The 24,343-nt window shown below is 70.6% G+C and carries 15 protein-coding genes; 6 read left to right on the top strand and 9 right to left on the bottom strand.

The genetic code is table 11. From position 1 onward, the window contains the following. Positions 1-4: 4 nt before the first annotated feature. The 5 genes from FB471_RS07535 to FB471_RS07515 form a co-directional block, all read right to left on the bottom strand. On the bottom strand, positions 5-1,396 hold the full coding sequence (locus FB471_RS07535; protein ID WP_141996614.1) for a DUF6002 family protein: 1,392 nt from the start codon (positions 1,394-1,396) through the stop codon (positions 5-7). Next, positions 1,329-2,483, bottom strand: a complete 1,155-nt coding sequence (locus FB471_RS07530) for a potassium transporter TrkA (RefSeq protein ID WP_141996613.1) — start codon at positions 2,481-2,483, stop codon at positions 1,329-1,331. Before FB471_RS07530 ends, FB471_RS07535 begins: the two co-directional genes overlap by 68 nt. Before the next feature lie 1,143 nt (positions 2,484-3,626). Continuing rightward, the gene (locus tag FB471_RS07525; RefSeq protein ID WP_141996612.1) at positions 3,627-4,019 is read right to left on the bottom strand and encodes a DoxX family protein; all 393 of its coding nucleotides are present in this window, start codon (positions 4,017-4,019) and stop codon (positions 3,627-3,629) included. Between the two features lie 20 nt (positions 4,020-4,039). Beyond that, the gene (locus tag FB471_RS07520) at positions 4,040-5,701 is read right to left on the bottom strand and encodes an FAD-binding dehydrogenase (protein ID WP_141996611.1); all 1,662 of its coding nucleotides are present in this window, start codon (positions 5,699-5,701) and stop codon (positions 4,040-4,042) included. An 88-nt stretch (positions 5,702-5,789) separates the two neighbouring features. Beyond that, complete coding sequence (locus FB471_RS07515; protein WP_141996610.1) at positions 5,790-6,410, bottom strand: TetR/AcrR family transcriptional regulator; 621 nt, start codon at positions 6,408-6,410, stop codon at positions 5,790-5,792. A gap of 109 nt (positions 6,411-6,519) precedes the next feature. On the opposite strand from FB471_RS07515, the gene FB471_RS07510 reads away from it, so the two are divergent. Beyond that, the gene (locus tag FB471_RS07510) at positions 6,520-6,924 is read left to right on the top strand and encodes a PPOX class F420-dependent oxidoreductase (RefSeq protein WP_141996609.1); all 405 of its coding nucleotides are present in this window, start codon (positions 6,520-6,522) and stop codon (positions 6,922-6,924) included. Positions 6,925-7,391: 467 nt separating this feature from the next. Here FB471_RS07510 and FB471_RS07505 read toward each other — a convergent pair whose 3' ends face one another. Next, positions 7,392-9,227, bottom strand: a complete 1,836-nt coding sequence (locus tag FB471_RS07505) for a penicillin-binding transpeptidase domain-containing protein (RefSeq protein WP_141996608.1) — start codon at positions 9,225-9,227, stop codon at positions 7,392-7,394. A 212-nt stretch (positions 9,228-9,439) separates the two neighbouring features. Between FB471_RS07505 and FB471_RS07500 the strand changes: the two genes are divergently transcribed. From FB471_RS07500 to FB471_RS07480, 5 genes are all read left to right on the top strand, one after another. Beyond that, positions 9,440-10,804 (top strand): ABC transporter substrate-binding protein, encoded by a 1,365-nt coding sequence (locus tag FB471_RS07500; protein ID WP_141996607.1) that lies wholly within the window; start codon positions 9,440-9,442, stop codon positions 10,802-10,804. Continuing rightward, positions 10,761-11,717, top strand: a complete 957-nt coding sequence (locus FB471_RS07495) for a carbohydrate ABC transporter permease (protein WP_142001652.1) — start codon at positions 10,761-10,763, stop codon at positions 11,715-11,717. The genes FB471_RS07500 and FB471_RS07495 overlap by 44 nt, the downstream gene beginning before the upstream one ends. Continuing rightward, a complete protein-coding gene (locus FB471_RS07490) occupies positions 11,714-12,592 on the top strand; it encodes a carbohydrate ABC transporter permease (RefSeq protein ID WP_141996606.1) in 879 nt (292 codons plus the stop codon). Before FB471_RS07495 ends, FB471_RS07490 begins: the two co-directional genes overlap by 4 nt. Before the next feature lie 30 nt (positions 12,593-12,622). Continuing rightward, positions 12,623-14,230 carry a glycoside hydrolase family 13 protein gene (locus FB471_RS07485; protein ID WP_141996605.1) on the top strand — a complete coding sequence of 536 codons (1,608 nt, stop codon included), beginning with the start codon at positions 12,623-12,625 and terminating at the stop codon, positions 14,228-14,230. Positions 14,231-14,342: 112 nt separating this feature from the next. Next, positions 14,343-16,535: a discoidin domain-containing protein gene (locus tag FB471_RS07480; protein WP_246076284.1), complete on the top strand. Its 2,193-nt coding sequence runs from the start codon at positions 14,343-14,345 to the stop codon at positions 16,533-16,535. A gap of 49 nt (positions 16,536-16,584) precedes the next feature. Here the strand turns inward: FB471_RS07480 and FB471_RS07475 are convergent, their stop codons facing one another. The 3 genes from FB471_RS07475 to FB471_RS07465 form a co-directional block, all read right to left on the bottom strand. Continuing rightward, positions 16,585-17,595 carry a LacI family DNA-binding transcriptional regulator gene (locus FB471_RS07475; RefSeq protein WP_141996603.1) on the bottom strand — a complete coding sequence of 337 codons (1,011 nt, stop codon included), beginning with the start codon at positions 17,593-17,595 and terminating at the stop codon, positions 16,585-16,587. Between the two features lie 78 nt (positions 17,596-17,673). Continuing rightward, positions 17,674-18,585 carry a class I SAM-dependent methyltransferase gene (locus tag FB471_RS07470; RefSeq protein WP_141996602.1) on the bottom strand — a complete coding sequence of 304 codons (912 nt, stop codon included), beginning with the start codon at positions 18,583-18,585 and terminating at the stop codon, positions 17,674-17,676. Next, a complete protein-coding gene (locus FB471_RS07465; protein WP_170220744.1) occupies positions 18,582-24,326 on the bottom strand; it encodes a non-ribosomal peptide synthetase in 5,745 nt (1,914 codons plus the stop codon). Before FB471_RS07465 ends, FB471_RS07470 begins: the two co-directional genes overlap by 4 nt. Positions 24,327-24,343: the final 17 nt, after the last annotated feature.

The following is a 24,343-nucleotide window of genomic DNA, read 5'->3' as shown; positions in this document are numbered from 1 at the left end:
GTGCTCAGCCGATGACCGCTGCCGCGATATCGTCCACAGTGGTCACGGTGGTGGTCGACGATTCCCCTGGCGGCTGGTACTCGTCGGCGGAGTACCAGCCCGAGCCGTGCACCACGATGTCCGCACCGGGCGTGATCAACCCGCGGTCCACCGCGTTCAGCACTCCGGTCAGCGCCATCACCAGGGACCATTCGCGGAGCCCGCGGACGTCGACCGGCAGCCCGCGCTCATGCCCGGCCAGCATGGCGCGGATCTCCGGGTACCGGTGCAGGCACTCGTGCAGCGACACCACGATCCCGTCTCCGCCGAACCGGCCGATGAGCTCGTTCATCGCGGGTGAGGTCGCGGGCCGCCTGGTGTAGAAGGTCGGATCGAGCGTCTCGTCCGGATCGTAGGTGGTGGTAGGGAAATGCGGGTCGCCCTCGCCGTCCTGCCGGTGCAGGCCGGTCCCCGGCTCGGCCGAGTAGCGGGGGAGCCCATGCCGCTCGAAGCTGCCGGTGCGCAGGGACAGCACCATGTCCGCGGTGGCCATGTGCTGCACCAGCAGAGTGGCGGGCCTGCTGGCGGGGGTGGCCAGCCCGGCGTCCTCCAGCACGGTGCGGCCGTGGTGGTAGCCGAGCATGCCGAACGCGCTGGACACCGCGTGCGCGTGCCAGCGCGGCCCGCCGGATACATCGGTGGGGTCCACCGCGTGTTCGAAGAACGCCCTGGCGGTGTCGGCGATCAGGTAGTTCGCCAGTTCGAGGGAGAACCAGAGGTTTCGCCCTTCCCGCTTGAGCTGCCCGGCGTGGGCGTCCACGAACTCCCTGCCGAGCCGTTTCACCGACTCGGCGGGGGCTCCCCGGTACAGCAGCAGCGGGTTGAGCTCACGCAGCGTGCTGTCGGTGGACATTCGACTCGCCCGCAGCTTGTCGCGGCAGGACTCCGGGGCGAGGATCACCACCCGCAACTGCTCCGGCGTCACCAGCTCCGCCTCGATCGCCCGCAGGACGGCGTCTCGCAGGGCCGTGCCCTTGTTCGCCGAGGTGGGGGAGAAGATCGTGATCGGTTCGCCGGTGCGGCGGATGTACGCGATCGCGCGTGCCACGATGAGCAGCGAGGCGAAGGTCTTGGTGGTGTGTGTGCCGGGGTTGCTCGCCAGGTCGAGCAGGGTCAGCCGGTGCCCCGCGTACTCGCCGAGCGGGCACCACCGCGTCGTTGCGGCCGAGTAGAGGCGCTGGACGCCCGCGTCCGGGCGTGGCAGGTCGAAGCCGGGGGAGAACCTGGCCGGATCGCCGGTGACCGGCGCCGGATCGGTCACGCACTCGGCGACGGCTCGCGGGAGTAGCTCAGCGAAGTCGGTCAGCAGGTTCCCGGACCTCGCCGGTGGCGCTATCGTTGCGGGCTCTGAGATCATCAGCGTCCCTTCGGTGCTCGGGATGGGGTCGGCTGCGCAGTTCGGTGCGAAGCTCGAGCAAGGTTGCGCCGGCGTGGCTCAGCGTGGTGACGCCGAATCCGTCGGCCAGTTCGGGAAGCGGGCCGGCCAATGCCGCCCTGCTGGTGGGTTCGAAGTGGATCTCGTCCCCGACGACCAGCACGCCGTCCAGCCGGGCGGCGTGCTGGTTGACCGCGACCGCCTCGGCCTCGGTGGTGCCGGGCGGCAGCCGCAGGGACACCGTGCCCTCGCGTACCCGTACCGGGTAGCCGCCGGGACGACCGCCGGGTCCGGGCACGTGGGTGGCCAGCTCGGCTCCGGTGTGCAGGGCGTCCAGCAGCACGGCGGCGGTGTAGCCGGTGACCCGGTTGAGCGCCTCGCGGTTCGTGGCACGCTGGGTCGCCAGCAACTCGGTGAGCCCTGTCGTGCGGTGACCGTCCACCCAGGCCACTGCCTCGTCCTCCGGCGCGGGTGGCGGATGCAGGTGTGCGTGGTGGGCCAGCAGGTGTAACCGCGCCTGGTCCGGCAGGTTCCATGCCGCCTGGAGCGAGGCGGCCAGGGTCCCGACGTTGCCGATCCCGCACAGGACGGGGATGTCCAGCGCGGTCAGCACGGGGTTGACCGCGTCGGGGAAGCAGGCGTTCACCAGCCAGGTGCCCGGACTGCTGGACCGGATCGCCTGCCCGGCGCGGACCGCCATATCCGCCTGCAGGGGCAGGGTTATCCCGAACCCGGCGCGTTCCAGCAGTTCCGTCCAGGCCGAAGGGGAGGTGGTGCGTTCCCAAGGGCTCTGCCGGGAGGCGCAGACGAACACGCCGTCCGGACGCAGGTCGCCGAGCAACTCGCCGAGGTTGTCGAGAGGTTCCGTACCCGTCGGTACGGGATGGAAGGCCACCGGCCTGCCCGCGAGTTGTGCCCGCGTGCCCGCGAGGTAGCTGAGTTGCTTGACCCTGTGTGGCGCGCGGCCGATCACGTGGACCTCGGCCGGTTCGTCCGCGATGGTGGCGAGCGCTTCGCAGGTCGCGTTCGCCAGTGAACCGGTACCGAGGACAACAAGAGATGCCGTCATACGTGCCTTTCATCGGCACAAGTGCCCACGACTATGTGGACCAACCCCAGTGACCCCTGCATCTGACGCAATGTACCCAAAGCTCGCGATCTTGTCTCGAGTTTCCGGAACCCTTTATCGAATTCCCGGCTTCGCTCGATATATGGGTGCGTCACACCACGTTAGAATCCCTGGTCAGCTAGCCGGTATACTTAAGGGGTCAACGTTTACGACTTGGTATAGATACGTCAATCGGATTAGCGAGAATGCGTCGAATGGCCTAGCCCGCGTGGGCAGTCCGTGGTGGATTGCCGCGCTGGTCTGGACGTCTGTGTCAGTTTTCACGCACCGCGTACGTGTTGTCGCGTCTTGTGACGCCTTTTCGGATTCGTTACCTGGCTGCCTCGCGAGGGTAGGATCGTGAACGGCCGGCGGGGTAATATATTTGTTCGTAAAATCTCAACGTGGCGGTCGGGGATCGTTATTAATCACTTTTCGTGTTGCCTCGATGTTGTCGAGTTGGTCGTGTCGGAAAATTTACCCACGTGATCTTCTGGCGAGTTTGTGTTTGTTGTTGATCTGACCACTGTGGACTGGCCGGTGGCCTGGCGGGTGAGGCCGGTCACACGTCGCGGCGCCGGTAGCTATCCCTCTCGTGCTCGCGACGTCGAGTTGGTGATCGACTTCTCGATCACCAATAGCAACGATTCTTCCGAATGAACGCAGCATGGAACAGCCGCCACCCCCGGTGTGCGTCCCTCAGAAGGGTGGGGTGTCGTCTGGTTCTGGGGTGAGGGGTTCGTGGAGTGGTTGGGGTGGGTTGGTGTGGGTGTCTCCGTGGGGTGTCGTTCCGTGGGGTGCTGGCGCTGGTGAACAGGCCTGCCAGGGGTGATCCGTGGAGCGCCAGTGCCTCACGGCGCGCCGAAGGCGTGCCCGAAACGACACCACAACCGCCCCCGCCACCCGCCTCCCGCATCCACCCATCTCTTCCCCGCGAACGGCAAACTCGCCTACGCGAACGGCAAACTCGGTTACATGAATGGCCAACACGGTTGCGTGGGGAGCAAACTCGCGTATACGAATGGCCAACGCGTGCGCGTGAGCGGCAAACACGGCGATGCGAGGTGACCGGGTGGTGTTCGACGTGCACGGGCGCGCCGTAGCTCAGCGCCCGAGCAGGGCCAGCGTGCTCGCCCGGCGGAACCAGGCCACGCCGGCGCAGACGAGGAGCAGGATCAACGGCAGCACCGGGCTGCCGTCCTCCAGTACGAAGATCTCCGTGGCGGTGGCGCCCACCATCACCCCGGCCAGTCCGAGCGCGGCCAGGCCGGCCAGCCGGGGGATGAGCAGTCCGATCGCCCCGGCCACCTCCAGCACCCCGGTCAGGTAGCGCAACCACTGGCCCAGCCCGAGCTGCTCGAAGGTGTCCACGGTGTCGCCACCGGAGAACAGCAGGTACCCGCTGTAGAGGAACTCGGCCGCCAGCACCACCTGCAGGACCCACAGCACGACGCCGGTCACGGTGAGGTTGCGGGCGAGGTTCGGGCGATCGGACATGGTGACCCCTTCAGCAGCTCCTAAGCCAGGCGCCGGGCGAGGGCGCGACCCGCCGCGCGGCCGGAGAAGATGCAGCCGCCGAGGAAGGTCCCCTCCAGCGCGTTGTAGCCATGCACGCCGCCCCCGCCAAACCCGGCGACCTCACCGGCCGCGTAGAGGCCGGGGAACGCCGTGCCGTCGGGGTGGACAACCCCCGAGTCGAGGTCGGTCTCCAGCCCGCCGAGTGTCTTGCGGGTGAGCAGGTGCAGGCGGACGGCGATCAGCGGTCCGTGCGCCGGATCCAGCAGCCGGTGCGGTTTGGCGACCCTGGTCACCCGGTCCGGCCAGTAGGCACGGGCGTTGTTGACCGCCATCAGTTGCAGGTCCTTCGAGTAGGTGTTGCCGGTCTCCCGGTCCCGCGCCAGGATCTCCCGCTCCACCTGGTCGTGCTCCAGCGCGGGGCCGGGGGCGATCGCGTTCATGCCCTCGACGAGCTCCCTCAGGCTCGAGCGCACGACGAAGTCGGCACCGTGGTCGAGGAAGGCCTGGATCGGCGCGGGCGCGCCCTTCTTCACCCTGGACAGCACGAGTCTCAGGTCCTTGCCGGTGAGGTCGGGGTTCTGTTCGGACCCGGACAGCGCGAACTCCTTCTCCACGATCGTGCGGGTGAGGACGAACCAGGTGTAGTCGTAACCGGTGTGCAGGATGTGCCGCATCGTGGCGAGGGTGTCGTGGCCGGGGAACAGCGGGGCCGGCAGGCGTCGCCCGGTCGCGTCCAGCCAGAGCGAGGAGGGGCCGGGGATGATCCGGATGGCGTGGTCGGGCCAGACCGGGTCCCAGTTCTTGATCCCCTCGGTGTAATGCCACATGCGGTCGGAGTTCACGATCGAGGCGCCCGCGGACTGGGCGATCTCCAGCATCCGGCCGTCCACGTGGGCGGGTACCCCGGTGATCATCGACTCCGGTACCGGACCGAGGCGATCGGTCGGCCAGTTCTTCCGGACCAGCTCGCGGTTGCCGCCGATACCGCCGGTGGTCACCACCACCGCCTGCGCCCGCAACTCGAACTCGCCGGCGGCCTCCCGCGCGGAGGCCACGCCCCGCGGCTGCGCGGAGGGCACGAGCACCGTGCCGCGTACGCCCACCACGGTGCCCTGCTCGACGATCAGCTCATCCACCCGGTGCCGGTACCGGAAGTCGACAAGGCCACGTTCGGCGGCGCGCAGCACCGGCTCGCGGAACACCCGCACGACCTCGGGGCCGGTTCCCCAGGTGAGGTGGAAACGCGGGACGGAGTTGCCGTGCCCGGTCGCCGTCCCCGCACCCCGCTCGGCCCAGCCCACGGTCGGTGTCAGGCGTAACCCGAGGTCGTGCAGGTAGCGACGTTTCTCCCCGGCGGCGAAGTGCACATAGGCCTGCGCCCACTGCCGGGGCCAGTGATCCTCGCGCTCCCGATCGAAGCCGGCCGAGGCGAACCAGTCGGCAAGGGCGAGGTCGGCCGAGTCGGTGACGCCCATCCGGCGCTGCTCGGGGCTGTTGACCAGGAACAACCCACCGAGCGACCAGAACGCCTGCGCGCCGAGGTTGGCCTCGTTCTCCTGATCGACCACGAGCACCCTGCGGCCCGCCCTGGTGAGTTCGTAGGCCGTGACCAGCCCGGCAAGCCCGGCTCCCACCACGATGACGTCGGCGTCCTCGGCCACTGTTCCTCCCACACGATGGGTACGCTGTACGCTCTCGTGCCCGTTCCGGTCCTGAGGAAGCCTACTCGACAGCGCGCGCCGGGCTGGGTCACGGCGGCGGGTCCTGCACGAAGGTGCTCAGGTACAGCGCCTGCAGGTGCTTCTCCAGGCGGCGCTGTGACCACCCGCGGCCGGTCAGCATGCGCTCGAACAGGTCGGTGGAGATGAGCCCCCACAACATGTCCGTCGCACTGCGCACCGTCCAGTGCGGGGCGAGCCTGTTCTCGGCCGCCAGCCGTTCGGCGAGCCACCGGCAGTTGGCCAGCTGCGCCTCGGTGACGGCTTCCCGGTGCCGGGCCGCGTCCGCGTCGGTGTGCCGGACTCGTTCGATCGCGCGATCCACGGCCAGCAGCCGTGGGTGGTAGGTCGCGAGGTGCCGGACCCAGGCCCGCAGCGCGGTCACCGCGTCGGGGGCCGCGCGGATCGGGTCGGTCGACTCCGCCAGCCCCTCGCGCTCGGCCAGGTAGTCGAACAGGGCGCTGACCAGCTCGGTCCGCGAGTTGAAGTGCAGGTAGACGGCGCGCCGGGTGATCCCGGCCCGCTCGGCCACGGCGGTCATGGTCAGTGCCTCGAAACCCTCGGTTTCCAGGATCGCTCGCGTGGCCGCGAGCAGCGCGTCCCGGGTGCGCCTACTGCGCGCGTTACGCGGATCGTCAATCGTCCTCGCCATCGCCACCCCCTGAACCGGCTTGCCTAAAAGTTCTCAATGTGTGTAGTTTAAAACTACACGCCATGTGTAGTTGTTCGCCAGTCTCAGCGCGATCCGATCTGGAGGGATCATGTCCGTCTTCACCAGCGAGGAGCTCACCTACCTGCGCGGTCAACGGCTCGGCCGGATCGCCACCGTCGGTCCGGACGGCTCGCCGCACGTCGCCCCGGTCGGCTGGAATGTCGACGACGACCGCGGTGTCCTCGAGGTCGGCGGGATCGACCTGCCGGCGACCAAGAAGTTCCGGGACGTGGCCCGCACCGGGCGAGCCGCCATCGTCGTCGACGACCTGGCGAGTGTGGACCCGTGGCGGCCGCGGGGTGTCGAGATCCGCGGCCGCGCCGAAGCCGTCGAGGAACCGCACGCGGTGATTCGCATCCATCCGGAGCGGATCATCAGTTGGGGACTTGGTCCGGCCCGGTCCGCGCGCAGTGTCACCACCGCGGCGCCCCGAACCGGGCGGCATGCCGGCTAGCTGTCCAGGGCCGGTGGCCGGAGGGCGGGTGTGGAATGCGGACCCCACGCCGGTGACGACACTGAGCAAGCGCTGCCCCGCGGGGTGGGGACCGCGCCGGGCGCCACGGCCGGCCGTGGCCGGTAGCCGCCCACCCGGGGACCCGTGCTCGTCGAACGGCTCTTCGGTGTGGAGGGCGTCGACCCGCAAGCCACGGAACAGCTCCCGGGAGGCCGCCGCGGGCGCGTTCACCACCGCGGGCAGCAGGGTCGGCAGGCGAGCCGCCAGTCCGTCCACCGCGAGCCGTATGGTCCGCAACGCGGTGCCCGCCGGCGCTTCGAGTTCGCCTGCCACCTGATGCACGGCCTCGGACGGCGCCGCGCCGATTCCCGCCCCGTCCGTCCCCGGCGCCGGTGGTCGAGATGGCACCGAGGACGTCGCGCTGTTCAGAACGACCCAGCGACTACGGGCCCACCGCGGTGGCGACGCTACCTCGGCACGCCCTCCAGGAATCGCTTGCTCGCGGCCAACGCGAGGCTGACGTCGTTGCCGCCGTCCGTGACCAGTGTCGCGAACGCCAGGTCGCCCTGCCAACCGGCGAACCAGCTGTGGCTGCGGGGCGGCGTCTCGGTGCCGTACTCGGCCGTTCCGGTCTTGCCGTACACCGGTTCGCCGGGCACCGAACGCAACGCCCTGCCCGATCCGTCGGTGATCACCTCGCGCAGTGCCGTCCGCAGCTTCGCGACGGCCTCGCCGTTCAGATCCGGGCCGTCCGGTGCGGGCTCGTCGGGGGACGGGTCGGTGATCAGGCTGGGCTGCTGCCACCGCCCGCCGGCCACCCCCGCGGTGGCCGCGGCTATCGACATCGGGCTGACCACGGTCCTGCCCTGGCCGAAGGCCGCGGAGGCCTGTTGCACCGCGTCGCCGTGCGTGGCCACCGAACCGGTGTAGACCGGCACACCGAGGTCCCACTGCTCGCCGATACCGAGCGTGGTGGCGGTGCCGGCCAGCCCCTCCGGGCCGAGTTTCGGCGCGAGTAAGGCGAAGGCCGTGTTGCACGACTCGGCGACGGCCTCCCGGAATGTCGCGTTCGGGATGCCGCCGTTCCACGCGTTCTTGAACACCCTGCCCTCGATGCTCGCGGTCGCCGGGCAGGGGACCGCGGAGTCGAGCCCGACCGCACCCGATTCCAGCAGGTTCAGCGCACTGACGATCTTGAATGTCGAGCCGGGTGGCACCCGCGCGTTCAACGCGAGGTTCTGCGCGCCCGCGCTCGGGGAGTTGGCGATCGCGAGCACGGATCCGTCGGAGATCCGGACGGCGACGATCGCCGCCTTTTTCGTACTGTCCGCGACGGCCGCGTCGGCCGCGTTCTGCACCGCGCGGTCGAGTGTGGTGCGCACGGGCGCGCCGGGCCGGGGACGTGCGCGGAACAGCTCCGTGCCCGAGCTCTCCAGGGTCACGGTCAGCTCGCGTACGCCACGCAGCCGCTCGTCATAGTGTTCCTGCAGGCCGCCGTGTCCCTTCTCGTCACCCGCGACGAACGTGCCGGGGGCCGCCTCGATGTCCTCCCTGGTGACCGGGTCGACGGTGCCGAGCGCGGCGCGGGCGAAGTCCCGTGTCGGGGCCAGCACGCGGTCCTCTTCCCGGAACACCGTGCCAGGCAGGTGGTGGATGGCCGGCTTGACCTCGAGGTAGCGCTCCATGCGGAGGGTGACGACCGGGACGAACGCCTCGGGGACGGCCTTGCCGATCCTGGCGGGCAGATCCCCGGTGTCCACCCCGTCGGCCTCCAGTGCCGCGCCGAGGTCGCGGGCCAACTGCTCGGCCGAGGTGACCTTGCTCGGCTGCACACCGACCACGACCACCGGCCGGGATTCGGTGATCGGCTCCCCGGCGCCGTCCAGGATGGGGGCGCGGGTGCTCTCACCCCGGCTCAGGACCAGCCGGTCACCCGCGGTCAGGTCGGGCTGCACGATGGCGGGCGACCACTCCACCCGCCAGGTTTCGGCCGTGCGGCGCAGGCCGACCGTGGACCGGTACTCCCACCGCACGCCCTTCGCGAGGTTCCAGGCGACCGTGACCTGTGCGTTCGCCGTGTCGTCCGCAACGGTGACCTCACCGGCCTCCAGCTCGGGCGTGCGCGTACCGAGGGCCGAGGTCAGCTCCCGGTGCTCGGCCTCACGGCCGGGGACCGTGCCCTCGCGCCAGGCGGAAAGGAAGGTCTCCAGCGCTCGCCCGGCGGCCTCCTCCTCCGCGTCGGAGCAGGCGGTGAGCAACGTGGCGCCGGTCAACAGCGCGAGCAGGGCTGTGGCGGCCTTCATGGCGCGGGTCCTCCCTCCCCGGCTGTTCGCGGCGGATGCTACCAGCCGTAACACGGCGAACCGCGTCCGTGTGCGACCCGGCGTGGCCGCCCTGTCCGACTGTTGTCTATTTCTTGCAATTTTACGTTCAAACATTGCGTGAATCTGTATGACACTTTAGGGTGACTGCCATCACAGCGACGCACGCCATGTGCTGGCGAAAGAGGTGACCGATGGCGAAACCCCATGCCCGCCGGGCACTCGGTGCCCTGTTCGTGGGCGGCCTGTTCCTGACGGTGGCCGCCTGCGGCGGGTCGACGGACAGCCGAGGCCCGGACGGAAAGCTCATCGTGACCGTGAACGGGCAGCCGCCCCAGACCCAGGCGTTCGAGCGGCGGCTGTTCGACGCCGACGTGGCCGCCTTCGAGGAGGCCCATCCGGACATCGACCTGCGACCCAAGGAAGGGTTCATGGAGGTCGAGCAGTTCTCGGCGAAGCTGGCCGGCGGGCAGCTCGAGGACGTGTTCTACGTCTACTTCACCGATCCGGCCACGATCATCGCGCGCGGGCAGGCGGCCGACATCACCGAGGCCGTCCAGGACCTGCCGCGGCTGGACGCGCTCCAGCCGCGGTTGCTGGACGTCTTCCGGGACGGCGAGGGCGGGCTGTACGGGCTGCCCACGGCGAACTACTCGATGGGTCTGCTCTACAGCAGGCCGTTGTTCGAGCAGGCCGGGCTCGACCCGGACGACCCGCCACGCACCTGGACGGGCGTGCGTGAGGCCGCGCGGAAGATCTCCGGGCTCGGGGACGAGATCGTTGGTTACGCGGAACTCAGCAAGAGCAACCAGGGCGGATGGCACTTCGGTGCCTGGATGAACTCACTCGGCGGCTCGCTGGCCCGCGAGGAGAACGGTTCCTGGAAGGCGAGCTTCGACAACGAGCTCGGACGCACGGCCCTGCGCCACCTGCACGACATGCGCTGGACCGACGGTTCGATGGGCAGCAAGCAACTGCTCGAGGCGGCGGACGTGCAGCGGATGATGGGCGCGGGCCAGCTCGGGATGTACCTGGCCGCACCCGACAACATCCCCACCCTGGTCAAGCAGTTCAACGGGGACTACGCGGACTACGGCCTGGCACCCGTCCCGGAGGGCAAGGGCACCCTGATCGGCGGTGAGGGCTACATGTTCAACCCCAGGGCCTCCCCGGAGACGATCGAGGCCGGGCTGAAGTGGATCCAGTGGAAGTATCTGAACCCGGATCGCTTCGAGGAGAAGGCCGTGCGCTTCGCCGAGGCGGACAAGCCGGTCGGCCTGCCGACCCCGCCCACCCCGGACATCTGGCGGGGCGAGGTGAGGGAACGGATGGAAAAGGTCAAGGAGAAGCACGCCAACGTCCCCGCCGAGAACTACCGGCCCTTCATGTCGGCTTCGGAGCGGATCGAGGGACACCTGGAACCTCCGCAGGCACAGCAGATCTACGCCCGGCTCGACACGGTGGTGCAGGCCTGCCTCACCGATGAGCACGCCGACCTGGACCAACTCCTCGCCGATGCCGAAGCCGATGTCAACACGATTCTTGACCAGGCCCGCTGAACCGAGCGCGGCCCCGGATACCGGCCGGAAGCGCCGCCGGGGCCCGCGCCGGGCGCTCCCACGGACGATCACCGCCTACGGCCTGCTCAGCGCCGCGCTGGTCTGCTTCGCGCTGTTCTCCTGGTACCCCATCGTGCGTGGCGTGCTGCTGAGCTTCCAGCAGGTCAACTTCGTGGACGCACCGGAGTGGGTCGGACTGGAGAACTTTCAGCGGCTGTTCTCCGACCCGCTGTTCGGCGTCGCCTGGCGGAACACCCTGCTGTTCACCGGCTTCGCCCTGCTGTTCGGCTTCGCGGTCCCCTTCCTCACCGCGGTGCTGCTGAACGAGCTACGGCATGCCAGGACCTTCTTCCGGCTGGTCGTGTACCTGCCGGTGATGCTGCCGCCCGTGGTCACCGCGCTGCTGTGGCGGTGGTTCTACGATCCCGGCCCCGGCCTTTTCAACGAGGTGCTCGGTACGCTCGGCCTACCCGCACTGTCCTGGTTGGACTCCAGCGACACGGCGATGCTGTCCCTGGTGCTGGTGGCGACCTGGGCGAACATGGGCACGACCACGCTGATCTACCTGGCCGCGCTGCAGACCATCCCCGGGGAGCTGTACGAGGCGGCCGAGCTGGACGGCGCGGGGATCTGGAAGCGGTTGCGGCACGTGACCATCCCGCAGACCAGGTTCGTCCTGCTCGTCCTGTTGCTGTTGCAGATCGTGGCGACCATGCAGGTCTTCACCGAACCGTTCGTGATGACCGGCGGTGGTCCGGACAACTCGACCGTGACGGTCCTGCTGCTGCTCTACCGCTACGCCTTCGTCTACAACGACTTCGGCTCGGCCAGTGCGATGAGCCTGCTGCTGTTCGTCGCGCTCGGGGTGTTCTCCGCCGCGTACCTGCGACTGACCACGAGGAGGGAGCCATGACCGCGGCACGGACGATCGTCTCACCGACGCAACTGCGCAGCCGGGCCGGCCGGACCGTCTACTGGACGGTGCTCCTGCTGACCCTGCTCGCCTTCGTGCTCGCGTTCCTGTTCCCGTTCTACTGGGCGGTGACCGGTGCGATGAAGTCCGCCGGCGAGCTGGCGCAGGTACCGCCGACCCTGGTCCCGAACGAGTGGCACCCGGAGACCTTCGCCACGGCCTGGAGCGAGATCGACCTCGGCAGGTACCTGCTGAACACCGTGGTCGTGGCGGGCGGTGCGTGGGCGATCCAGCTGGCGGTGGACGTGCCCGCGGCCTACGCGCTGTCCAAACTCCGGCCGAGGTTCGGCAATCTCGTGCTCGGCATGATGCTCAGTACGCTGATGCTGCCGGCCACGGCGCTGTTGGTGCCCACGTACCTCACCGTGTCCGAGGTGCCGATCGTCGGGGTGAACCTGCTGAACACCCCCGCGGCGATCTGGCTGCCCGCGGCCGCGAACGCGTTCAACATCTTCGTGCTGAAACGCTTCTTCGACCAGATCCCGGACGAGCTGCTGGAGGCGGCGACGATCGACGGTGCGGGGCCGATTCGTACCATGTGGACGATCGTGCTGCCTATCTCCCGGCCGATCCTCGCGGTGGTGTCCATCTTTGCCGTGGTGACCGCGTGGAAGGACTTCATCTGGCCGCTGCTGGTGTTGCAGGACCCGTCGACCCAGACGCTGAGTGTCCTGCTGCAGCGCATCGCCCCGGATATGCCGCTCAACCTGCTGGTGGCCGGGCTCGTGCTGACCAGCCTGCCGATGATCGCGGTCTACCTGCTGTTCCAGAAACAGATCCTTGCCGGCCTGAGCGCAGGAAGTATCAAGGGCTGATCCGGCCCACGAGTCAGGGAGGACTCCGCAGTGAGTGAATGGTGGCGAACCGCCAGTATCTACCAGATCTACATCCGCAGCTTCCAGGACGGCGACGGGGACGGGATCGGCGACCTCACCGGGGCACGCTCCCGACTGTCCTATCTGGAACAACTCGGGGTGGAGGCGGTCTGGTTCACCCCGTGGTACCCGTCGCCGATGGACGACGGTGGCTACGATGTGGCCGATTTCCGGGACATCGAACCGACCTTCGGCACCCTCGCCGAGGCGGAAGCCCTGATCTCCGAGGCACACGCCAGGGGTATCCGGGTGATCATCGATATCGTCCCGAACCACTGCTCGGACGTGCATCGCTGGTTCCTCGCCGCCCGGGACGCCGGCCCGGGATCGCCGGAGCGCTCCCGGTTCTGGTTCCGCCCCGGCCGCGGCCCGGACGGGTCCGAGCCGCCGAACAACTGGCAGTCCCGGTTCGGCGGTCCCGCCTGGACCAGGGTCACCGAACCGGACGGCACGCCGGGGGAGTGGTACCTGCATCTCTACAGTCCCCGGCAGCCGGACCTCAACTGGGACAACGAGGAGGTCCGGGCCGAGTTCGCGGACATCCTGCGGTTCTGGTTCGACCGCGGGGTGGACGGCCTGCGCATCGACGTCGCCGACGGGCTGGTCAAGGACCCGGCCCTGCCCGACGTCACCGATCCGGACGGCCCGCTGCCGTACTCCGACCAGGAGGGGCTGCACGAGATCTACCGCGAGTGGCGGCGGATCGCGGACGGCTATCCCGGCGAGCGGGCGCTGGTGGGTGAGATGTGGCTCGGTGACCTGGGCCGGACGGTGCGCTACCTGCGCCCGGACGAACTGCATTCGGCGTTCAACTTCGACTACCTGGTCTGCCCGTGGGACGCCGACCGGTTCCGCCGGGTCATCGACGACACGATCGCCTCGCACGGTTCCGTCGGCGCGCCGCCGACCTGGGTGCTGTCCAACCACGACGTCACCAGGCCGGTCACCCGGTACGGGCGGGCAGGCGACACCGGGTTCGACTTCGCCGACCGGCTGCACGGAACCCCGGTGGACCTCCGTCTGGGTACCCGGCGGGCCCGGGCCGCCGCACTGCTCACCATGGCGCTGCCCGGGGCGATGTACCTGTACCAGGGCGAGGAGCTCGGCCTGTGGGAGGTCGAGGACATCCCCGACCAGTTGCGGCAGGATCCGGTGTTCGAGCGGACCGGGCACGCCGATCCCGGCCGGGACGGGTGCCGGGTCCCGTTGCCGTGGGCGGGTACCGCGGCCCCGTTCGGCTTCAGCCCGGAAACCGCGCACAAGGAGCCCTGGCTGCCGCAGCCGCTGGTCTGGGCGGCGCACACCGTCGAGGCGCAACTCGCCGAGCCCGGCTCGACCCTCGAGCTGTACCGCCGTGCGCTGCGGATCCGGGCAGGCCTGCCCGGCGGGACCCCGCGGTGGCTGGACACGCCGACCGGTGTGCTCGCCTTCGCCAGGGACCCGGGATTCGCCTGCGTGGTCAACCTTTCCGGCGCCGCGGCGCCGATGCCGCCGCACGAGTCGGTGTCGCTGTCCAGCGCGCCGCTGGACGGCGACCGGTTGCCCCCGGACACCGCGGCCTGGCTGCGCACGCACTGAGCCGGCCGGGGAAGTCGTCGAAAGGAGGTCCCGCGACAGCCGACACCCCACCATCCCATCCCTGCAAGGAAGGTGACACAGCGTGTCTGATTCAACATCAATGATCGGAAGGTTGACCGCTGGAACCGCGGGCGCGGCACTGACCGCCGTGCTCCTCGCCGCGGTTCCGGCCGGGGCCGAGCCCACGGCACCGGTTCCGGCCGCGCCGGACTGCGCCGGCGTGGACGCGGGCGCCGAGGTGCCGTTCTTCGAGATCGAGGCCGAATGCGCGGCGCACCGGGGTACGGTGATCGGGCCCGACCTCACCCAGGCCAGCCTGCCCTCCGAGGCATCGGGCAGGCAGGCCGTCCGGCTGTCCGCGGCCGGGGACCACGTCGAGTTCACCCTGACCGAGCCGGCGAACTCGCTGAACCTGCGCTACAGCGTGCCGGACGGCAGGTCCGGCACCTTGTCGGTGTACGTCAACGGGCGGCGGCTCGACCAGCGGCTTGCGGTCACCGCGAAGTACTCGCACGTGCGGACCCCGTTCATTCCCGGCAGCAAGATCCACCATTTCTACGACGAGAGCCGCATGCTGCTCGGCAGGAGCCTCGGCGCGGGCGACCGGGTCCGGGTTCAGGTCGACGCCGGTGACGAAGCCGGCCCGTACACAGTGGACCTCGCGGACTTCGAGCAGGTGGCGGCGCCGCTCCCGGCCCCGGGAGACGCCCTCCCGGTGACCGGCTTCGGCGCGACGCCCGACGACGGCCGCGACGACACCGCCGCCTTCCGTGCGGGGATCCAGGAGGCCCGGTCCTCCGGGCGGCCGCTGTGGATCCCGCGGGGCACCTTCGAGATCGGCAGCGCGTTGCAGGTCGACCAGGTCACCATTCGCGGCGCCGGGCCCTGGTACTCGGTGCTGCACGGCGACAACGTGTTCAACAACAACCACGCCACCGGCGGCATCGAGCTACGCGATTTCGCCATCTTCGGTGAGGTGACCGAGCGGGTGGACGCGCAGCCGGCGAACGGGTTCCACGGCGTGCTCGGCACCGGATCGACGCTGTCGAACCTGTGGATCCAGCACACCAAGTGCGGGCTGTGGCTGATGAACGGGGCTACCAGGGACCTCACGGTGGAGGACAGCAGGTTCCTCGACCTGCAGGCGGACGGGATCAACTTCGACGGTAACGTGAAGAACTCCACCATCCGCAACAACTTCTTCCGCAACACCGGCGACGACGCGATCGCGTTGTGGTCCAACGGGGTCTCCGACTCCGGCGACAGCATCGTGCGCAACACCGTCATCCAGCCGAACCTGGCGAACGGGATCGCGGTCTACGGCGGGGAGAGCAACTCGGTCGTCGGCAACCTCGTGCGGGACACCAACGCGCTCGGCGGCGGGATCCACGTCGGCAACCGGTTCAACGCCACCCCGCTGACCGGGACCATCCTCGTCGAGGGCAACACCACCGTCCGGGCCGGTGCCCTCGACCCGAACTGGCAGTTCGGCGTCGGGGCGCTGTGGTTCGACGGCCGGGACAGCGCGTTCTCCGGGGTCGACATCCGGGTGCGGGACAACCGGCTGATCGACAGCCCGTACGAGGCGATCCAGTTCATCGACGGCAGCGGGCAGGGCAAGCCGATGGGCAACGTGACCGTCGAGGGCGGCAGCATCGAGGGCGCGGGCACCTTCGCGGTGCAGGCGCAGACCGGTGGAACCGTCTCCATCAGCGACCTCAGCGCCACCGGTCTCGGGGTCACCGGGTTGTACAACTGCCCGTATCCCAGTGATCGCCAGCCGTTGACGATCGACGGCAGCGGTAACAGCGGCTGGGACGGCACCTGGACCGACTGCTCGAGCTGGCCCGACCCGGGCTCCGGCCCGCCGCCCGAGCCAGGGCCGGACGACAACCTGGCCCTGCACGGGCCGGTGACCGCCAGCGGCAACGTCGGCGGCTACCCGCCGGCCGCGGCGGTGGACGGTGACGCCGACACGTACTGGGAGAGCACCAACGGCGCCTTCCCCGGCACCATCACGGTGGATCTCGGCCGGGTGACCGAGGTGGGCCGGATCGTGCTCGCCCTCCCGCCCTCGACCGCCTGGCCCGCGCGTACCCAGACGCTCTCGGTGCTGGGCAGCACGGACGGGCAGCGGTACGCCACCCTGGCCGGTCCGGAGGGATACCGGTTCGACCCGGCGACCGGTAACAGCGTGACCATCCAGCCGGCCGCGAGCGAGCAGCGCTACCTGCGGCTGCGGGTCACCGCCAACAGCGAATGGCCCGCCGCGCAGGTGGCGGAGCTGGAGGTCTACCGGGAGTGAACGGCACGGGTGGTGCGGGCGGGAAACGGCCCGGCCCGCACCACCCGGGTCACCGCTCGGGTACCCGGGCGGTGGAGGAACGGACCACCAGCTCGGGCGCGAACAGCAGTTCCTCGGCAGGCAGCTCCGCACCATTGATCTGTTTCACCAGCAAGGCCACCGCCGCCTGTCCCATCGACTCGATGGGTTGCCGGATCGTGGTCAGCGGCGGATCGACGCTCTGCATCAGTGCCGAGTCGTCGTAGCCGACGACCGAGACGTCCTCCGGCACCGACAGCCCTTGCCTGCGCGCCGCGCGGATCGCGCCGAGCGCGAGCGGGTCGCTGGCGCACAGGATCGCGGTCACCTCACGCCGCAGCAGGCGGCCCGCGGCGGCCTGCCCACCCTCGACCGAGAACATGCCGTGCTCGACGACGGCCGCTCGCGCCTCGCCGTCCGCGCCGGCGAGGTGGGCGCGGAACGTCTCCAGCTTGCGCCGGGACGGGACGTGGTCGGTCGGCCCGAGCAGCAGCCCGATTCGCTGGTGGCCGAGTGAGCCCAGGTGCGACATCGCCTGCTCCACGGCGAGCGCGTCGTCACAGGACACCTGCGGGAACCCGAGCTGCTCGACCGCCGCGTTGATCAGCACGGTCGGCACCCCGCGGTCGAGCAGGCGGTGGTAGTGGTCGTGCACGGCGTCGGCCTGCGCGTACAGCCCGCCGGAGAACACCACCCCGGAGACCTGCTGTTGCAGCAGCAGCTCGACGTAGTCGGCCTCGGAGACCCCGCCTGCGGTGCGGGTGCACAGCACCGGGGTGAACCCCTGCTGGGCGAGCGCGTTGCCCATCACCTCCACGGAGGCCGGGAAGATCGGGTTCTGCAACTCGGGCAGCACCAGGCCGACCAGGCGGGCCCGCTCGCCGCGCAGCTGGGTCGGGCGCTCGTAGCCGAGTACGTCCAGCGCGGTCAGCACCGCGGTCCGGGTGTTCTCGGAGACCCCCGATCTCCCGTTCAGCACCCGGCTGACCGTCGCCTCGCTGACTCCCACTTTCGCCGCGACCTCGGCAATTCTACGCACCATGTCTGCAAGTATGAAACAAATGCGCGCAACTATCGAGCATCATGCCGTGTTCGATGTGGCCGACCATGGTGGTCGGCATCACCCGCGCAGGATGTAGCACTGGAACAGGGCGTGCCCGGAGGGGGTGGCGGCCGAGCGCTGGACCATCCGCAGGCCGGACATCTCGCACCACTGGCTGCTGATCAGGATCGGGGTGTGCCCCAGCAGCACGAGGTAGCCACCGGGCCGGCAGCGGCTCGCCGCGGCGGCGAACAACTCGTGGGCCTGGCGGGTGCCGACGACGAAGGCGTTGAGGTGCCGGCAGATCACCAGGTCGGCGCCGCCCTCGGGGATGGCGGGGCGGATGCTGTCCGCGCAGTGCGCCTCGTCCAGCCGGGGACGGGCGTAGGCCACCATCTCCGCGCTGAGGTCCTGGCCGACGGTGCGGGCCGCGGGGAACCGGTGGCCGACGGCGGCGAGGAACGCGCCGGTGGAACACGCGGCGTCGTAGGCGAGGCCGCCGTCGAAGCCGAGCCACGCGAGCCGCTCCGGTACGTAGTCGCGCAGGACGGCCTCGGCGTGGTCGAGCTCGCGAACCCGTTCCTCGGTGACCTCCCAGCCACCGACCTCGGCCTCGGCCGCCTCGCGGATACGGTCGCCGAGCTGGGCGTAGGGGTGGTAGAGGTCCGTCAGGGGGTCGGCGGCTGCCTCGGCGAACAGCGCGGCCTTCTCGGCCTCGGCCAGCGGCCGGTAGAAGACGGCGACGTGGTCCTCGGCGACCTGCTCCCGCTCGGCGACCCCCAGCAGCATATGCGCCTCGACCAGCCCGCACTTCAGCCGTTCGGCCGGCCGGTCCGCGCGGTCCGGGCCGGGGTACGCGGCCTCGGTCTTCCGGCCGACCAGGCGCGCGCCGCGCACGGAGAGGAAGAACAGGTCGTACGGCTTGCCCTCGGCGAAGGTCTCCACGACCCGCTCGAGCGATCGTTGCGCCAACCGTGTGCCGGTGGTCATCGCGACTCCCCGAGCGCCCGCCGAATGGCCGCCGCCGTGCCGGGTAGATGCTCGGCGTCGAACAGTTGCTCGTGCGTGCCCGGAACGGGCTCGACGGCAAGGCCGGGCAGCAGTGCGCGGTCCCAGCCACGCGGCCGCGCGGCCCGGTCGGCGGCCGGATCGGCGGCCAGCAGCCACACCCGGCCGTCGTAGCGGGCGGGCACATGCCGGTCGGCGAGGGTTCCGTTGTGCAGCAACTCGTCCGCGATGTCGGCGCCCTCGAGGGACTCGACGGAAACGCCCAGCTCGGCCAGCCGCCGCCGGATGCCCGCACGCGGGTCGCCGGTCCGCGGGGAGGCATTGAGGTTGTGGCTGTCGATGAGCAGCACGTCGGCCACGGTATCGCCGTGCGCGTGCATCTGCCGGGCCATTTCCAGCGCGACGACCCCGCCGAAGGACCAGCCACCGAGGCGGTACGGACCCTCGGGTTGGAGGGTACGGGCCCACTCGACGTAGCGGGCCGCCATCTCGGCGAGGCTGCCGAAGCGGTGCTCCCGCTGCCCGAAGCGGGGGTTGGACAGGGCGTGCACCCGCCATTCGGGCAGCAGTGAGCCCAGCCCGTGGTACGGCAGGGCCAGGCCCTCGCCGGGGTGCACCAGGAACAGCGGGCCGCCGGGGGCATCCGGGTTGAGGGTGTGGATGTGCCGGGATCCGGAGCCCGCGACGGGGCCGAGCAACTGTTCGGCGAGCCCGGCGACCGTGGGTGCCTTGAGGATCTGCGGGACCTCGCACCGCATCCCGTCCGGGAGGTTCTCGCGCAGGGTCCGCAGCAGCCGCACCACCAGCAGCGAATGACCGCCGAGTGTGAAGAAGTCGTCGTGTGCGCCGATATCGGTGACCCCGAGCACCTCCTCCCAGCAGCGCGCGATCAGCCGCTCCAGCTCCGTGCCCGGCGGGCGGGAGGTGGCGGGCGCCGTCGTCGCGGACCCGGCACCGGCCAGTGCGGCCAGCCGGCGCTGGTCGAGCTTGCCGTTGCTGGTCAGTGGTGGCGAATCGAGCACGATGAGCTGCCCGATCATCCAGTCCGGCAGCCGCTCGCCCAACCACTGGCGCAACTCGCCGGTGTCCAGCACGGCCCCGGAGCGGCGCACGGCGAAGGTGGTGAGCGCGGCGTCATCGGCGATCGTGACGGCCTGCCGCACGGCGGGGTGCTGCTCGACGGCGCGGTCGATCTCGGCGGGTTCCACCCGGTGCCCGCGCACCTTCACCTGCCGGTCGCGCCGGCCGAGGAACTCCAGCCTCCCGTCCGGCCGCCACCGGGCGCGGTCGCCGGTGCGGTAGAGCCGCCCCGGGCCGAAGGGGTTGGCGGGGAACCGTTGCGTGGTGAGCTCGGGGTCGTGCAGGTACCCGGCGCCGAGGGCGACCCCGGCGACGGCCAGCTCCCCCGTGCAGCCGATCGGCAGCGCGCGCAGGTGCGCGTCCACCACGTGGGTGGTGGTGTTGCTGATCCGCCGCCCGATCGGTACCCGTTCCGCTCGGCCGTCCTCGGGTTCGCAGGTGTGGTGGGTGACGCTGACCGAGGCCTCGGCCGGGCCGTAGGCCTGGTGCAACCGCGCGGGCAGGCCGGATTCGACGAAGGCGCGGACCAGCGCGGGGGTGACGGCCTCCCCGCCGGAGAGCACATGCCGTAGCTCCCGGCAGCCGCCGGCCTTGGGCCCGTCCAGGAACGCGGCGAGCATGGTCGGCAGGAAGTGCGCCACGGTCACCCGCTCCGCGGTGATCGACTCCGCGAGCTCGTCCGGGTCGAGCACGGCCTCGGGCGGGGCCACCACCACCGTGCCACCGTGTGCCAGCGGGAAGAACACCTCCCACAGCGCGATGTCGAAGGCGGTGCCTGCGGTGGCCAGTACCCGTGGCGGCTCCGGCGTGTGGAACGCCGTGCCGGACCACACCATCCGGTTCACCATCCCGGCCTGCGGGGCGAGTACACCCTTCGGCGTGCCGGTGGAGCCCGAGGTGTAGACGACGCAGGCGTCCCGGGCCGGGTCCACCGATCCCGCGACGCCGGGGGGTGGGTTCACCGGTCCGGTCACCGTGCCGGCGGGGTGCACCACCGGCCAGGCCGCGAACTCGGCGGAGTCCATTGTGGTCACCACCGCGCGCGCCCCGGCGTCCTCCGCGATCACCCGCCGCCGCGCGGGCGGGTGGTCGGGGTCGAGCAGCACGGGCACCGCGCCGCGGAGGTAGGCGGCCAGCAGCGCGCTGACGTAGGCCAGGGAGCGGGGCAGGCAGACGCCCACCAGGTCACCGGGGCGGACCCCGGCGTCGGCCAGGTGCCCGGCCAGGTCGCGTGCCCGCGCGTCCAGTTCGGCGTAGCTGGTCGCGGCCCCTCCTTCCACGACGGCGGGGGCATGCGGTGTGCCGGCGAGTCGCCGCGTGAACAGCTCGAGCAGGCTGTGTGCTTCCGGATCCTCGCCGTCGGTGGTGTCGTTCCACTGTTCGAACAGCGCCCGGTCCCGCGCCGGCAGCACGTCCAGCTCGCGCAGTCGCGCGTCGGGGCGGTGGCAGAGCTGCTCCATGAGCAGCTGGAAAGTCTCGATGAGCCGGGCGACCTCGTCCTGGGTGAAATGCGTGGTGTCGTAGTTGAAATGGAAGGCCAGCCGCTCCAGCGGCAACACGATCAGCCCGATGGGGTACTCGGTCTTTTCCTGCGCGTGCAGGTCGATGACCTGGATACTCAGCTCGTCCTCGCCGGGCAGGTTGTCCTCGGGGTAGTTCTCGAACGCGACCAGGCTGTCGAAGATCCGTTCTCCGGACAGTTTCCCGCCGCTGCCCCACGACTTGATCTGGGCGAGGGGGACGTAGCCGTGCGCGGCGGTGGCGGCGAGGTCGTGGTGGATGGCCTCCAGCAGCTCGGTCACCGTGCGGTCCGGGTCGAGCCGGATGCGCAGCGGCACCGTGTTGATGAACAGGCCGACCATGGTCTCCGAGCCGGCCAACTCGGGCGGGCGGCCGGCGATGGTCAGGCCGTGCACCACCTCCTCGGCATCGGAGCGCAGGGCCAGCAGCATGCTCCACGCGGCCTGGGTGATCGCGTTGGCTGTGACGCCGTGACCGCGGGCGGCCTCGTTGACCAGCCTGGTCAGCGGCTCGGAGAACTCGTGGACGATCGTGTGGAACAGGCCTTCCCTGTCGGCGGGAACGTCCGAGAACGGGACCGGGGACAGGTCCCGCAGGTACTCCCGCCAGAACCGCTCGGAGGCGTCGCCCTCGGCGGACTTGGCGCGGATCCAACGCACGTAGTCCCGGTACGGCCGGCACGGCGTGAGCTGGGTTTCGTGGCCCCGCACCAGGTCTTCGTACATCCGGAACATGTCGCCCCAGATCAGCGAGAGGCACCAGCCGTCGAGCAGGATGTGGTGGTGACTCCACAGCAGGTAGTGCCGGTCGCCGCCGAGCCGGACCAGCGTGAGCCGGTACAGCGGGCAGGCGTCCAGCCCCAGGCCCGCCTCCCGATCGTCGGCGAGCAGCCGGTCCAGTAAGGCGGGATGGCTGTCCGGATCGCGGTCGGACCAGTCCAGCACCGTCCACGGTGGCCGGATGTCGGAGCGCACATACTGCAGGGGCTCGGCCAGGTCCTCCCAGACGAAGCCGGTGCGCAGGATCTCGTACCGGTCGGCGACCCGCCGCCACGCCTCGTGTAGCGCGTCCTCGTCCGCCCCGCCCACCAGTTCCAGCACGTTCTGGTTGAAGTAGGCGTCGGAATCGGGCCAGTACAGCCCGCGGAACAACATCCCGGCCTGCATCGGGGCCAGCGGGTACACGTCGACGACCCCGGGCAGGGCGCGTACCGCGTCCAGCCGTTCGGGGTCGATGCCGGCCAGCAGCGTCTCCTCCGCGGGCTCCTCGGTGGCGGGCCGGCCGGTGGCCTCGTCCGCGGCGGCGGCCATGCCACGGATGGTGCGGTGGTTGAAGATGTGCGCCACCTCGAGCCGGATGTCCTGCCCCTGCGCCCTGGCGGCGAGCCGCATGCTGGACACCGAGTCGCCACCGGAGCGGAAGAAGTCGGCGTCCACCCCGGGCTCCTGGCCGCCGAGCAGCTCCGCCCACAGCTCAGCGAGGGCCCGCTCGGTCGGCGTGCCCGGCGCCGCCGAGGACTCCGCGGCGACGGTCACCTCGGGTAGCGCGGCCCGGTCCACCTTGCCGGAGGCGCTCAACGGCAGTGCGTCCAGCCACACCAGCTCGCTGGGCACCTGGTACGCGGGCAGCGTCGTGGACAGCCGGGCCAGCACCTCGGTGCTCGCCCGCTCCCGCTCGGCCGCGGCCCCGGGGCGGCCGGAGACGAAACCCACCAGCCGCTGCGCCCCGGCGGGGCCGCGTAGCACCACCGCGGCCTGCCGGACCAGCTCTGACTCCAGCAGGGCCGTCTCGATCTCACCCAGCTCGATCCGGTAGCCGCGCAGCTTGACCTGGCCGTCCCTGCGACCCAGGTACTCGAGGACGCCGTCCGGGCCGAACCGGGCCCGGTCGCCGGTGCGGTAGAGCCGCTCGCCGGGCGCGCCGAACGGGTCGGGCACGAACTTCTCCGCGGTCAGCCCCGGCCGCCCCAGGTACCCCACGGCCACGGCCTGCCCGCCGACGCACAGCTCACCCTCCGCGCCCACCGGCAGCGGTCGCAGCTCGTCGTCGAGCACGTACATCCGGGTGTTGTCGATCGGGGTGCCGATCGGCACGAAGGGCCGCTCGTCCGCGGCGTCCACCGGCCAGTGGGTGACGTCGATCGTGGCCTCGGTCGGCCCGTAGAGGTTGTGCAGGGCGCAGTGCGGCAGCCTGCGGAGGAACTCCAGTGCCACCGGCTTGGGCAGCGCCTCACCGCTGGAGACGGCCACCCGCAGCGAACCGGCCCGCTCGACCTCGGCCACGTCCAGGAACGCGGGCAGCAGGGAGGGCACGAAGTGCAGCATGGTGACCGATTCCGCGCGGATCAGCCGCACCATCGCGGCGGCGTCCCTGCGCGCCCGCTGCGGGGTGATCACCAGGCGGGCCCCGGTGAGCAGCGGCAGCAACTGCTCCCAGACGGAGACATCGAAGCCGAAGGAGGTCTTGTGCAGGATCACGTCATCCGGACCGACCCGGTAGCGATCGCGCATCCACAGTAGACGGTTGACGAGGCTGCGGTGGCCGACCTGCACGCCCTTGGGGCGGCCGGTGGAGCCGGAGGTGTAGATGACGTAGGCGGGCAGGTCGGCGCCGGGGAACGCGGCCGGCGGGCGTTCCGCGTGCGGCAACCGGTCGAGCAGCAGGGTGGACCCGGTATGTGCGAGCGGTTTCTCCGCCCGCGCGGCCGTGTCGGTGACCAGCGCGGCCGTGCTGGCGTCGGTGAGCAGGAACTCCAACCGCTGGGCCGGTTGCTCCAGGTCCAGCGGCAGGTAGGCGGCGCCCGCGTACAGCACGCCGAGTACGGCGGTGATCCGCTCGGCGGAAGGAGCCAGCGCGATGGCCACCACGTCGCCCGGCCGCACGCCCAGCGCGGCCAGCCGCGCCGCCAGGTCGGCCGCCGCCGCGTCCAGCTCCGCGTAGCTCAGGGTGGACCCGGCGCAGGTGACGGCCGGCCGCGCGCCATGCTCGGCGGCCTGCCGCTGGATGAGCTGGTGGATGCCCACGTCGGTGGGGAAGTCGCGGGCGGTGTCGTTCCACGCGGCCAGTTGCGCGGTGGCTTCGTCGGCTTCATCGGCGAACAGGTCGCGCACGCGGAGGGTCACGGTGTTCCTTCTTCCTC

Origin of the sequence: Amycolatopsis cihanbeyliensis (genome assembly GCF_006715045.1) — a bacterium.
GTDB lineage: Bacteria > Actinomycetota > Actinomycetes > Mycobacteriales > Pseudonocardiaceae > Amycolatopsis > Amycolatopsis cihanbeyliensis.
The sequence above is the reverse complement of the archived record's forward strand: the minus strand, read 5'-3'. Positions and strand labels throughout refer to the sequence as shown.